This is a genomic window from Guptibacillus hwajinpoensis (genome assembly GCF_020171785.1).
GTDB classification, from domain to species: domain Bacteria; phylum Bacillota; class Bacilli; order Bacillales; family Guptibacillaceae; genus Guptibacillus; species Guptibacillus sedimenti.
The window spans coordinates 86,902-99,122 of sequence record NZ_JAIVAE010000014.1 but is presented as its reverse complement, the minus strand read 5'-3'; the positions used below and the strand labels follow the sequence as shown (position 1 = coordinate 99,122).

Genomic DNA, 12,221 nt, shown 5'->3' with positions numbered 1-12,221 from the left:
ATAGTATAGGATGAATAGTGAGTAGTAAAGTAGAGTATGAGATCGTGCTTTATGCATATTGTTAGATTAATGATGATGAGGTGACAAACGTGAACGAAGAAATTAAAAGAGTACTTGATGCTGGCATATATGGAACACCGGAATTAAAGCCAGCTGAAAAAGCCTTGTTCTTATCAACATTTAGAGAGCGAGTGTATATTGCCCTTACCAAAAGACAAGTTGCGCAAAATAATGTTTATAAAGAAGTGAAAGAAGAAATGAGAAGAGTTCGTAATGGAATTCTTTATTTGAACGGAGACTTATCCTATTCGATGCTTTCAAAATATATTAAGGAAGCAAGTAAGCTTTCTATATCATTTACAATCGTGAATGATAAAGAAACAGACACACCGCTTGGTCTAGTTCTAGCCTCAAAACAGGAAGCGGTTGAGCGAGAAGAGGTTTTTATTCGTGATGATCGCTTTTCATTGGAGTAACGGATGGATAAAAAATCCAGAATGAAAATGATTAAGAAGTTTGTGTTGATTGTTCTTGCGGTTGCACTTGGATGGGGGATCTATAAGACTGTGATTGCTGATCGAAGTGTTGGTACAGAGGTTGGTGATCAGGCGGCAGATTTTACCCTTGAAACGATGGAAGGCAAAGAAGTCAGCCTTTCAGATTATGAAGGACAACCTGTTTTTTTGAACTTCTGGGCAACGTGGTGTCCACCATGTGAAGAAGAAATGCCTGATATTCAACAATTTTCAGATGAATATGGAGAAGAAGTAGCGGTATTATCCGTGAATTTCACTAAGTTTGAACCCAATAAGGAAGCCATTCCTAAATTTGTGGAATCACATAACCTAACATTCCCGATTCTTATGGATCGAGAAGGCAAAGTTGGGGAGAATCTTTATCAAGTTATTTCAATGCCAACGTCATTCATGATTGATCGTGAAGGAGTTATTCGCCAGAAACGAGTAGGTCCGTTGACGTTAAAAGACATGGAAGGATGGCTTGATCAAGTAAAATGAAAAAACGGTCTCAAAAACTGAGACCGTTTTTCTTATTGCGAAAATGGAAGCTATTTGTGGGATATCGGCTGAAAAGCATCTTGAAAACCTGTTGCCTTTGCTAGTCTTTCAAGTTTTTCATTAATGTAGCGATGATCAAACTTATCGAGAACTTTAGGATCAAATCCTCTAATAACGAATTGTCCAAACTCCCAGATGGTTTCGTGCGTATCGTGTTTGTTTCCATCAGCAGCTAACACTAACGAGTGTAGAATTGATCCTAGAACGGATACATCTTCCTTCGCATAATGTCTGATTTGATAGAAGCTTTTATAAAGGTACGTATCATATGTGATGGGCCTTGTAATTACCCTTAAGTTCTTTTTGGCATCATGGTAGAGAGGATGAGGAATGTGTTTTTGCCCAAGGCGCGATAATACTCTTCCTAATCGGTTAATGCAGTTAATGGCTGTGTTTGGGTCATTAATTCCAGGTGAAATCGCTCTTAAGGCTATTTCAACAAGCTTTTGGATGCCATACTCAATATCTTGGTCGGTCGTTCGTTCTGTTCCAAGTGAGAGTGTGTTAAGTAGAACCTGTTTATTGGGATTCTGATCTGAAGAAGACCAGTAGGAAAAAATGACTGTTCCTTCATCAACATACTCTCCAATATCACGTTCAAGTCGAATGATAAAATCAAGTTTTGTAGCGATTGAAATTAAATCAGGTAAATCGATATTTTGTAAATACCCTGATTTTGTTGATCGTATCGAAATCGGTTTTTTCATCTTAATCTCATCTAATTCCCAGGAGTCCCACGAAGCAAGGTTACCTTGATTAGCTTCTTCAAAGTCTAGGAAAGTACGATCAATTGTGGTCAATGTGTTCATTGTAATGTGGTGAATTAAATTGCCGACAAGTATCCAATTTGAAACGTGATGGATAAAGAATACAAAATACGCTACACAGACGATGGCATAAATAACGGCGAAAACGGGTGAAAGATAGACGACATCATCTTGACTGCTTTGTTCAATTAAGAGAAGAAGTATAATAAAATAAATAATGCCTCCAACGAAAATACCAAGTACTCTTTTTGTAATGCGATCTGTGATGAAGTTTTGTAGGGTTCTTGGTGAGAAGTTAGATAGGTACGTTGTCAGAACAACCATTATTGTTGAGAACGTAATTGTGGTCATTGTTAACATGGAGGAAACAAGCGTGCTTAAGATCGTAACACTTGTGTCATAAGTTGCAAAGAAAAAATAGGGAAGAACGACAGGCTGCCCTTGAATAACTGTACGATCAATTATCAGAGTTAAAATGGCAGCAAGAAATGCCCCTACCCCATAGAATGTTGGGATAAACCAGAAGCTTGATTGGATTCGTTTAAACTTATTATGCTCCATATCCCCTTTGCCTCCAAATAGAAAGATTAGGGTTAGTATGTGAAAAAATGGGGATGTTTCATACATATAATGAAAGTGGAGAAGAGCAAAAGAGAATTAAGTAAACTGTTTTTAGGGTATACAGGAAGTAAAGTCAACTAAAGGAGGATCAATAGATGAAGATAGACCGGACGGGCATCATTGAGAATTTCTCCGAGAAAAGATATGAATATTGGATTGTCGAGAATCAAGATGTAAAAATTATGGTTTCGTGGATTAGTTGGGATGTACCACAAGAGCTAATCAATAAATGGAAGGAAGAGATGGCTATGTCAGGTACCTCTTCTTGAATGTCTTCTAGCTAGAAGACATTCAAGAAGAGAAAGATTCAAGGTGTATGCTGAACGATATGAAATGGTCTATAACAGCATATTTATAGGTTATTATCAGCCCTCGAAATGTTTTCTTTTTCTATTTTCTTTTTGACAATCTCTTTTGGTTCCCAGCAATTAAACTGATAAGTAGGCTTCGTTTCAAACCCCAGTCTTTCACAGCGATAAGTTGTTCTTGCCCTTTTTATAACTTCGAAATGAATACATGTAGCACAGCAATGAAAACGAGAATAGCGTCCAGCCATTAGGGTGTATCCTCTATTAACGGTACATTTTCAATAGAGTCTATCTCATCATGTTGAAAAGATAGACAGTAAATCTCCGGATTTCTCAGAGCTTTCCAAGTGTTGAAATCGTATGTTGGATCGAAGTGATGTAGCAATAAGGTTAATAGGTTTCCATGAGTCATTAGGAGGGCATATTCTTTTGTGTGATGAATAGCTTCACTTATCGCAGCAATGCCTCTTGACATAGCCTTCTGACTTGATTCGCCACCTGGAACGGTATAAGAAAGGTCTCTGAAAGTTTTCTCTAATTCTTCTAACCAATTGTCAATTGGGTTTCCAGATAACGTTCTTTCCTCTAGTCGATCATCCAACGTAATCGCTTTATCTAATTGAAGTGCAAGTGGCTCTATCGACTGGACGGCACGTCTAAAAGGAGAACTATACAATTTATCAAACGGGATAGATCCAAGAGTTTGAGCTAGCTTTGTAGCCTGGTTACGTCCTTCTTTTGTTAATGAAGCACTTGGTTCTTGGCCAGTCGCCTGGCAGTGTCTGACGAGATATATTTTTTTCATTATTGTCGCCGCTCCTCGTAATTGGAGTAAGGAATACTATGATCGATTTTAACATCCAAAAGGTTTGTTGGAAATCATTTGTAGAATATTGAAACTTTTATGTCGGCATAGTCGTTATAAGAGAGACCCCTTTTTAACAAGATGTTTTACCCCCTGTTTGCTTAAAGTATGGTTATCCATTCTTTAAGCATTTTTTTCATAAGTGAGTTTTGGAAAAGTATGAAAATTAAATTCGATAGGAGTGAGCGAAGTGGAAGAATTCCCAGAGTTATCAACAAAGCGATTACGATTAAGAGAATTAAGAGAATCAGATGCTCCTGTTCTCCTATCTATATTTTCAAATCCGCACACAATGAGGTACTATGGTAGCGAAAAAATGACAGGGATTGAAGAAATAGAAGGAATGTTAATGAGTTTCAAACAAGGATTTGAAAAAAAACAGGCTATCCGTTTTGGAATTGAGTTAAAAGAGACTGGAGAATTGATTGGGACCTGTGGCTTACATAACTGGGCAAAACGGGTGAATCGCATAGAAATGGGATATGAATTAAATCAAGAAAAAGAAGGCAAAGGATACATGTCTGAAGCACTTTCAATCATGATTCCGTTCGCCTTTCAACAAATGAATATTCACCGAATTGGAGCATTAATTCACCCAAATAACAATTCTTCGAGAAAGCTTGTGCAAAATCTAGGATTTCGTGAAGAAGGTGTTTTGAGGGATTATGTGTATGCAGGAGGAGTGTATATGGATTTGATTATGTACTCAATCCTAACAAAAGAATGGTACACAGCTTAGATAAACTCAAGGATGAGAGAACGTCTCATCCTTAAATTTAAATTACAAAACTGGAGAGAACAGTCTTGCGAAAGATTCTTTTGTGCGGTGTTTAAGTCCGCGTTTACTGTATGAATCTTTTGTTACGCTTACCGAATCGGTTAGGTCATTTTGATAGGCTTCAATTAAGTCATGAATTGTACTTGATTGAAATAAGAACATGTTTACTTCAAAATTTAAATTTAGAGAGCGCATATCCATATTAGCCGTACCGATTGTAGCAAGATCATCATCGACAATCATAATTTTTTGATGCAAAAATCCTTTTTGATACATATATATTTCGACGCCATAATCAAGAAGCTCTGAAAAGTAAGACCGTGTTCCATATTGAGTGAGAAAACCATCACTTATTTCCGGAACGATGAGTCTGACTTCGATGCCTCTCATAGAAGCCATGGCTAGTGCAGTTCGAATGGCTTTATTCGGAACAAAGTAAGGAGTTGCAATCCAGACTCGCTTTCTAGCTGAAGTAATTAAGCTAAAATACAAATCAGACATAGCGCCTCTTTTCGTATCAGGTCCACTAGCAACCAGCTGTGCTCCTCCATCTCCTTCAACATCATAAGTATCAAGGTATTTTCTTGATAGCAATTCTTCTCCAGACATATACGACCAGTCCATTAGGAAAACGCCATGAAGAGCAGAAAGGACCTCTCCCTTAACATGGAGGTGAGTGTCACGCCAGAAAGGCATTGAATTCATATCTCCAGCATATTCATCACCAATATTTAATCCACCTACAAATCCCGATTTCCCATCAATGACAATGATTTTACGATGGTTACGGAAATTAACTGTTTGATTCACGAACCCGTATTTAATGGGCAGAAATTGTTGAACACTTGCACCAGCGTCCCTTAATGCTGTTTTCGAAGCTCTTGAAAGGTTGTGACTCCCAATTGAATCATATAGGACACGAACTTCAACACCTTGCTTCGCTTTTTTGATAAGTAAATCAATGATTGAAAGTCCAAGCTCATCTGATCGGAACGTGTAATACTCCATGTGTATATACGTTTCAGCCTTTTCAATTTCGTCTTTAATGGCGGTAAATGTTTCTCTCCCATTTAGTAAAAGTTTCGTGGAAGATCGCATACTAATGGGACTTGAGACCATTGTAGCAATAAGATTCGAAAAGTTTTGATTTCGCTCACTTAGCTCGTGCCACTTTTCAGAAGCAGGAAAATTAACGTACTTTTGAAAGAACTCGAGTCCATTGGTTCGCTTTTCTTTAAATAAATGCCCTTTTACTTCGAGTTGACCAGAAAATAAAAAGAAAACATATCCGACAATAGGGAAGAAGATCAATACGTAGATCCATAATAATGATTTATAGGGAGATCTTCCTTCAAGTAATAGAACGTATAAAATAGATAGTAAAATAGCGGCATAAAGAAAGCCTGCTCCCCATTTCCAGATAGGCTCTAAAGAAGTGAACAGAATAATTGAAAGGGATGTTGTCATAAGAAGAAAGAATAGTATTTGTCTTGCTTGTTTCATAATGTAGCCCACCTCATTTGAATTTGAACAAAAAAAGTAAGGGCATAGCCCTTACTCAGCGTGTTTGGATTTACGCTTCACGCGGTATCTACCCCATAAATCAATAAGCTGATCACCTATTTCAACTAATTGTGAATCTCTTGTTTCACGCTGCGGATTGGGCGTATTCTTAATGGATGATACAAGATCTTTAAAGGGTTCTGGTGAGGATTTAGCTGTCTGAATAACGCCTTGCACAGTTTCTTTCTTAGTTTGAATACCTTCAGAAATTGATGCTGCCGTTGTCGTTAGCTTAGTTGTTTCCTCATTAATTTGATCCACTTTTTCTTGAAACCTAGCTGCTGTTTCTGATAGATCCGTTAATGATTTTTTTGTTTCTTTCATATTCTTAACTGCTATGTATCCTAAATAAATAATAGAAAGAACAACAATGCCGATGCTAATGTAAACAATAACCATTTCATAACCTCCTATTTAAAACCATTAGTTAATATTCTCTTACCCTTAACGTGCTATACGCAAACAAATTGTTGTGAAAACGTTTTGCAGAAAATTGAAACGTTTGGATCCTTTGAAACGTAATCAATAATTGGAAGGGGAGATGAAAAATGAATCGTTATTCGATCGAGGAATTTGTAAAGTCTACAGAACAACAGGATAAGGGTGAAGGCTTTTTTGAACTTGAAACACAACGTATGCTAGAAGTGAACTTATCAGGGAGAGTTTGGGCAAAAGCGGGCGCAATGATTACTTATAATGGTCAAATAAAGTTTGAAAGAGAAGGAATTCTTGAACACGGTCTAGGGAAAATGTTCAAAAAAGCTCTCACAGGTGAAGGCGCTTCTTTGATGAAAGCAGAAGGAAATGGGAAGCTCTATCTTGCCGATGCAGGGAAGAAGATATCCATTCTTCATTTGCAAAGCGGAGAATCAATCAGTGTAAATGGGAATGATCTTCTTGCATTTGAAGATGGAATCCAGTGGGATATCAAAATGATGAAACGGATAACAGGAATGATGGCAGGTGGATTATTTAATGTTACCTGTAAGGGCCCTGGAATGGTCGCAATTACAAGCCATTATGAACCTCTTACAATTCGAGTGTCACCAGGGAAACCAGTCATTACCGATCCAAATGCAACTGTAGCCTGGTCTGGCCAATTGCAGCCGGATTTTCAAACAGATATTTCCTTAAAGTCTTTCTTTGGTAGAGGGAGCGGTGAGTCTGTTCAAATGAGATTCGAAGGGGACGGTTTTGTGGTCGTCCAGCCTTATGAAGAAGTATATATGCAAAACAATCAGGGGTGAAAATGTCATTTTCATTGAAAGAGAGTGAACTTAAAGAAGGTGTGAAATTACTTGATGGCCGACCTTTCTATCTTTCATTAGAGGGAATTGAAAAATTGAAAGAAGAAGAGGTCATTGAATCGTTGTTGGATCGATTGGATATTGCTTTAAAATCCAATGAAGTAAACCAAGTTTCAATTACGCTGGATCGTTTTTTTACAAAAGGAAGTCAGCTGTTAGAAAAAAAAGATTATTTTTTACAGTCTACAACGATCGAATACTATAAAAGATTTCAATTGGAAAAAATGGTTGCAAATTATAATCGTAGTATTACGTATGAACAGGTCGAAGCCTCGAGAATTGATGCTTTTCTATCGATGTGGGAGTTATGTTCAAAGGGCTCGCTCAATTCGCCTTCTAAGCATTCTATCCACGTTCAATATGAAGCAATGAAGCAGGAGATTGGAAAGCAGTACAAAACAAGCTGTTTTCGTATCTATTGGGATGACAAGCCATTAGGCATGATGATTCCTATTATTGAACCTGGTACAAATGAAGAGGGAAGGCTATTTTATATGGGCATTTTACCAGAATGGCGTGGCAAAGGACTCGGAACGCCTTTCCATCATCTTGGATTAGCATTATTGCAGGAAAAAGGGGCTACTTATTATATCGGCAGTACAGGCATTGAGAATAAACCCATGCAGCAAATATTTCGCAATAATAATTGTAAACCAATTTTCCAGGCAGTTACCTATATGAAAGAGAGGCCGTAACGCGAAACTTATCATAATATGCTGAAGGAAGTAAAATATTCCTATTGAAATTAATAGAATTTTCATTATAATCATACAAAAGGGTTCTCAAAAAAGGAGAGTGCATGTATGATTCGTTTAGAAAAAGGCAACCTTCTTAAAAGTGACTGTACTGTGATTGCGCATCAATGTGACTGTTTTAATGCGATGGACGTTGGAATTGCAAAATCAGTAAAAGAAACTTATCCTGAAGCAGCGAAAGCAGATGAGGACTTTCCGTTTTCACCAAAAAAGAAGTTAGGGAAATGTTCATTTGCTTTAAGTCGAGATAATAAACGGATCATTGCCAATCTCTATGGTCAGTATAAACCTGCTGGTCTGCAAACCAATTACCCTGCGTGGTTAAAATCGTTTGAACATATGATTAAAGAATTAAAGCCATTTGAAGAAAAGGGATTTAAAATAAAAATTGGTTGTGGAATAGATAAAGATGATTTGATTAACGTAAAAAAATCTCTTGAAAAGATTTCTAAGAAATATGAAAAACCAATACATGTTTACTATTCTTAAAGACAAAACGTCCCTAGTAAGGGGCGTTTTTTTAGTTGAAGCAACTTTCTTATTTTTAGTAAGAAGGAATCAAAAATGTAAAAAGAATCCATTTTGTCGTTTATCAATTAGATAGCGTGGAATACAACTAGTGTAGCAAAGGTTATCAAAATTACTAGAGGAGGTTTCAAAAATGGCTAACAATAGTAATAACAGTAATGACAAAATGAGTAGAGAAGAAGCAGGGCGTAAAGGTGGAAACAAAACATCTAGAGAACATAACAAAGATTTTTATCAAGATATTGGACAAAAAGGTGGAGAAAAGACAGCCAAGGAACATGATCAAGAGTTCTATCAAGAAATAGGCGAAAAAGGTGGCAAAAAAACGGCTCGTGAACATGACAAAGAGTTCTTTGAAGAAATAGGTGAAAAAGGCGGTAAGAAAACAGCTAGAGAGCACGACAAAGAGTTTTATCAGGAAATAGGCCAAAAAGGCGGAGAACAAACATCCAAAAATCAAGATAAAGAATTTTACGAAGAAATAGGCAAAAAGGGCGGTAAGAAGAGCGGTAACAATTGAGGAATCGGTAAGAAAAAGAGCGGAGGGATTTCCCTCCGTTCTTTTATTTTTTACTAAACAATGACTAATGAAGGTCTAAAGCTATACATAAAACATCCCTTCGCAGGAGCGAAGGGATGTTTTATGTATTAAAATGTGCGTTCTTCTTCAACTTCATGCTGATCATTAAGGATTAATAGGCGACTTGGGGAATCACCTTTCGCAAGTTCTTCTGCCTTTTCAATAGCAGTTGAACGCATATCGTAAAGATCCGTTGGAGCAACGTCCTCAATTTTAACGTACCAACCTGTAACGTCTTTATTTGGTGCTACTGTATATTCCTTCATAGTTATATCCTCCTTTAAGCTGTGTATAATTAACACTTCCCACGATAAAGGAGAATAAAACCTGCTTTCTATGAGAATTAAAAAAATCAGCGCATTTACGCTGATTTTCCTCAACCTACCTAGAGATGAGGTTAGTCGAGTTGAGAAATTGTTGTTCATTAAGGATCGTTCAATTCACCTTATTGGGGTTGAGAGATTATGTAGAAACCGATTACAAATGCGATAGGCACAATCCAAACCATAAAGGCTAGTGCCCATACAGTAAAACGGTTCCATTCTTTTTCCTTAGTAGCCAAGAGCAGACCCTCCACATCATAAGTTTAGTTTCATTATAACATGGACATAGCTAAATTATGTGTGAACGATTGAAATTGTTAGAAATTCAAGATATGAACCGAATCGTAATGGGATATCGATAAAACTCACCTTGATTCGCCTTCACAGAGGCGACGACGATGAAAGTAAGGTGAACGATAAAAAGCAATGGGAGAAGAAATAATCCAATGATCACAAAGGTGAGAATAGCAAGGATAACGGCATACAGCGTCATGCTAATTTGAAAGTTTAGAGACTCTTTACCCTGGGCATCGATGAACGAATTCCCTTCTTTCTTAATTGACCAAATTATGATGGGAGCGATGATATGTCCGAGGGGAACTAAATAACCAGACAATGCAGAAAGATGAACATACATAGCCCACTGACGTGTGATTTGATCAGGTGTCATGTCTTTCTTTTCCATCACAATCCCTCCCGTAGCCTCTACCTATGTTCAGCATATTAGAAAATGGTTTGGGATATGCCGTTAAGAAATTCTTCAATAAAAAAAGGAACCAATTCTGGTCCCTTAATTTGCGTTATAGCTGATGTGATAGGAGGCACGGTTGGTGAGAAAGATTAATTCAGCCGACTGCTTTTTTACATTGTTTAGTTCTTCAAGTGGTATTTCGAAAATAGAGTGAGGAAGTGGTACGGCAGCTTCCTCCGAAATCACCTTTCCTTCACCTTTAAGCTGAAGGAGAGTTGAAGCGGTGTAGTCGTCAACGGTTTCACCGCGATGTTGAAAGGAAAAGTCTTCAAGTTTCATAATTGTCTTATCAAGATCTTCCTGTTCTTTTTTTTCGATGATGATATGACCACCAACCCAATCAGCTAGCGTATTGCGAACTTCTGATAACGTTGTAGTATCCATTTTATTCACCTCGTTCCTAATTTTCCCCATCTGAAGGTAACATAAACCGTCTAACTAAATTTCCATCAGGGATGATGATATACTTGTACTATGAAATGAGATGAAGGATGATTGTTATGAAAAAAATATCGATCGATGAAGCTTTAAATAAAAAAATACCTTTATTAGATGTTAGAACCCCGGCTGAATTTGAGAAGTTTCATATTCCTGGAGCAGTTAACTTGCCGATTTTCTCGAATGAAGAACGGGAATTGGTGGGGACTACTTATAAGCAAAAAGGGACAGATGCAGCGAAAGATTTGGGGATTTCGATTGTCTCGCCATTACTCCCTGAGTTTTATAAACGTGCAAAAGAAATAACAAATCATCAAGAGTTTGCTGTTTACTGTTGGAGAGGCGGAATGCGAAGTAAAAGTCTTGCTACGATTTTTGAGATGATGGGATTACCGAGTCTTCAGGTCGAAGGTGGGATTCGAGCCTACCGACAGAAAGTAACAACTGGCTTAGATGATTTTTCAAGTCAATTAACTCCATACCTTGTTCTAGAAGGATTAACTGGAACTTCGAAGACCAAAATACTAACTGCATTAGAAAAGAAGGGATATCCAGTGATTGATCTCGAAGGTCTAGCTGCTCACAGAGGTTCAGTATTTGGTAGAGTAGATTTACCTGAAAGAAGTCAGAAGGAATTTGAAGCGAAGCTTTACCACCGATTGAAGGAGATTGGAGAAACACCTTATTATATTATAGAATCTGAAAGTAAGCGCCTTGGAAATATCATTATTCCTGACTTTATTCTAGAGGGCAAACAAAAAGGGACGCGTATACAAGTCCACGCCCCGCTTTCTTATCGAATTCGTACGATCTTAAATACGTATCATCCTGAACAACATCATGAAGAAATCACTGACGCCATTACAAAAATTGAAAAACGATTCTCTGGTGAAGATAAAGAAGTGATTGACCAGGCTCTTGAAGCGAAAAACTATGCTGTCATTATTGAACGATTGTTGCTTTATTATTATGATCCAAGATACGAACATAAAGCTTATGAAAATGAAGGCAACATCATCAATCTTTCATACGAGTCGTTCGAAGAAGGGAAGCGACTTGTCCAGAATGAAATTGATCGTTTAGATATTAAGCTTCGATCAGAAGGCGAGAAAGTTTCGCTTTAATTGATCTTTTTTCTTCAGGCAACTGTTCCTTGTTGTATCGTTCAATCAGGTCATCAATGCGCTTAAAGTACAAATGACTTATCCACGCTACGTAGCTTCGGTATATTGGCGATTTTAGAAAATGTATCAGCATATTATCATCAGGTCCAAAGTAGTATGTCTTATCGTCAAAAAAAGTAGAAAACCGTCTAAAAGATAGTTTGGTAAATGAGTTGTCCAATTCAAATCGAAATTTATTAAGGGCATCTGGAATCAAGCGGATAGTGAAAACATCGTCATTATCAAACATTTCCTTCGGCGTGGGTAAGATTAAATAAGGATATTCCTGATCATCAAGGGCAATAAAGAAGTCTGCTGGGGACTCATGACAGCTAGGCACTCGTTTGACGGTGGTTTCAACAATCAACTGATAGACAGAATCATTCATATCGTTCGTA

18 protein-coding genes are annotated in these 12,221 nt (G+C 37.4%); 9 read left to right on the top strand and 9 right to left on the bottom strand.

All coding sequences use genetic code 11. The features are described 5' to 3' along the window. Positions 1 to 89 precede the first annotated feature (89 nt). Positions 90 to 476 carry a YueI family protein gene (locus tag LCL91_RS18715; protein WP_224884604.1) on the top strand — a complete coding sequence of 129 codons (387 nt, stop codon included), beginning with the start codon at positions 90 to 92 and terminating at the stop codon, positions 474 to 476. A 3-nt stretch (positions 477 to 479) separates the two neighbouring features. Next, complete coding sequence (locus tag LCL91_RS18710; RefSeq protein WP_224884602.1) at positions 480 to 1,016, top strand: redoxin domain-containing protein; 537 nt, start codon at positions 480 to 482, stop codon at positions 1,014 to 1,016. A 50-nt stretch (positions 1,017 to 1,066) separates the two neighbouring features. Here the strand turns inward: LCL91_RS18710 and LCL91_RS18705 are convergent, their stop codons facing one another. After that, positions 1,067 to 2,404, bottom strand: a complete 1,338-nt coding sequence (locus LCL91_RS18705) for a DUF2254 domain-containing protein (protein ID WP_224884600.1) — start codon at positions 2,402 to 2,404, stop codon at positions 1,067 to 1,069. A gap of 155 nt (positions 2,405 to 2,559) precedes the next feature. Between LCL91_RS18705 and LCL91_RS18700 the strand changes: the two genes are divergently transcribed. Next, the gene (locus tag LCL91_RS18700) at positions 2,560 to 2,733 is read left to right on the top strand and encodes a hypothetical protein (protein ID WP_224884598.1); all 174 of its coding nucleotides are present in this window, start codon (positions 2,560 to 2,562) and stop codon (positions 2,731 to 2,733) included. Between the two features lie 83 nt (positions 2,734 to 2,816). Here LCL91_RS18700 and LCL91_RS18695 read toward each other — a convergent pair whose 3' ends face one another. Together LCL91_RS18695 and LCL91_RS18690 are read right to left on the bottom strand one after the other, a co-directional pair. Next, positions 2,817 to 3,020, bottom strand: coding sequence for a hypothetical protein (locus LCL91_RS18695; protein WP_224884596.1), 204 nt, complete (start codon positions 3,018 to 3,020; stop codon positions 2,817 to 2,819). Further along, positions 3,020 to 3,577 (bottom strand): histidine phosphatase family protein, encoded by a 558-nt coding sequence (locus tag LCL91_RS18690; RefSeq protein ID WP_224884594.1) that lies wholly within the window; start codon positions 3,575 to 3,577, stop codon positions 3,020 to 3,022. The genes LCL91_RS18695 and LCL91_RS18690 overlap by 1 nt, the downstream gene beginning before the upstream one ends. Before the next feature lie 250 nt (positions 3,578 to 3,827). On the opposite strand from LCL91_RS18690, the gene LCL91_RS18685 reads away from it, so the two are divergent. Continuing rightward, a complete protein-coding gene (locus LCL91_RS18685; RefSeq protein WP_224884592.1) occupies positions 3,828 to 4,376 on the top strand; it encodes a GNAT family N-acetyltransferase in 549 nt (182 codons plus the stop codon). 42 nt (positions 4,377 to 4,418) lie between these two features. On the opposite strand, the gene cls is transcribed toward LCL91_RS18685, so the two are convergent. Both cls and LCL91_RS18675 read right to left on the bottom strand, forming a co-directional pair. Then, entirely contained in the window at positions 4,419 to 5,918 is a 1,500-nt protein-coding gene (gene cls, locus LCL91_RS18680) for a cardiolipin synthase (protein WP_224884590.1), read from the bottom strand. Between the two features lie 51 nt (positions 5,919 to 5,969). Next, on the bottom strand, positions 5,970 to 6,377 hold the full coding sequence (locus tag LCL91_RS18675; protein WP_224884589.1) for a DUF948 domain-containing protein: 408 nt from the start codon (positions 6,375 to 6,377) through the stop codon (positions 5,970 to 5,972). A gap of 149 nt (positions 6,378 to 6,526) precedes the next feature. Here LCL91_RS18675 and LCL91_RS18670 point away from each other — a divergent pair, with 149 nt between their 5' ends. From LCL91_RS18670 to LCL91_RS18655, 4 genes are all read left to right on the top strand, one after another. Next, positions 6,527 to 7,225, top strand: a complete 699-nt coding sequence (locus LCL91_RS18670) for an AIM24 family protein (protein WP_224884587.1) — start codon at positions 6,527 to 6,529, stop codon at positions 7,223 to 7,225. 2 nt (positions 7,226 to 7,227) lie between these two features. Beyond that, positions 7,228 to 7,980 (top strand): GNAT family N-acetyltransferase, encoded by a 753-nt coding sequence (locus tag LCL91_RS18665; protein ID WP_224884585.1) that lies wholly within the window; start codon positions 7,228 to 7,230, stop codon positions 7,978 to 7,980. Between the two features lie 108 nt (positions 7,981 to 8,088). Further along, positions 8,089 to 8,529, top strand: coding sequence for a hypothetical protein (locus LCL91_RS18660; protein WP_160921031.1), 441 nt, complete (start codon positions 8,089 to 8,091; stop codon positions 8,527 to 8,529). A 172-nt stretch (positions 8,530 to 8,701) separates the two neighbouring features. Next, complete coding sequence (locus LCL91_RS18655) at positions 8,702 to 9,088, top strand: KGG domain-containing protein (RefSeq protein ID WP_224884583.1); 387 nt, start codon at positions 8,702 to 8,704, stop codon at positions 9,086 to 9,088. Between the two features lie 128 nt (positions 9,089 to 9,216). On the opposite strand, the gene LCL91_RS18650 is transcribed toward LCL91_RS18655, so the two are convergent. From LCL91_RS18650 to LCL91_RS18640, 3 genes are all read right to left on the bottom strand, one after another. After that, on the bottom strand, positions 9,217 to 9,414 hold the full coding sequence (locus LCL91_RS18650) for a DUF2188 domain-containing protein (protein ID WP_098446507.1): 198 nt from the start codon (positions 9,412 to 9,414) through the stop codon (positions 9,217 to 9,219). A gap of 382 nt (positions 9,415 to 9,796) precedes the next feature. Next, positions 9,797 to 10,156: a DUF4870 domain-containing protein gene (locus tag LCL91_RS18645; protein WP_224884581.1), complete on the bottom strand. Its 360-nt coding sequence runs from the start codon at positions 10,154 to 10,156 to the stop codon at positions 9,797 to 9,799. Between the two features lie 105 nt (positions 10,157 to 10,261). Beyond that, positions 10,262 to 10,606, bottom strand: a complete 345-nt coding sequence (locus tag LCL91_RS18640; RefSeq protein ID WP_224884579.1) for a hypothetical protein — start codon at positions 10,604 to 10,606, stop codon at positions 10,262 to 10,264. 116 nt (positions 10,607 to 10,722) lie between these two features. Between LCL91_RS18640 and mnmH the strand changes: the two genes are divergently transcribed. Beyond that, positions 10,723 to 11,784 (top strand): tRNA 2-selenouridine(34) synthase MnmH, encoded by a 1,062-nt coding sequence (gene mnmH / locus LCL91_RS18635; protein ID WP_224884576.1) that lies wholly within the window; start codon positions 10,723 to 10,725, stop codon positions 11,782 to 11,784. Here mnmH and LCL91_RS18630 read toward each other — a convergent pair. Beyond that, complete coding sequence (locus LCL91_RS18630) at positions 11,747 to 12,211, bottom strand: hypothetical protein (protein ID WP_098446511.1); 465 nt, start codon at positions 12,209 to 12,211, stop codon at positions 11,747 to 11,749. The genes mnmH and LCL91_RS18630 overlap by 38 nt on opposite strands. Positions 12,212 to 12,221: the final 10 nt, after the last annotated feature.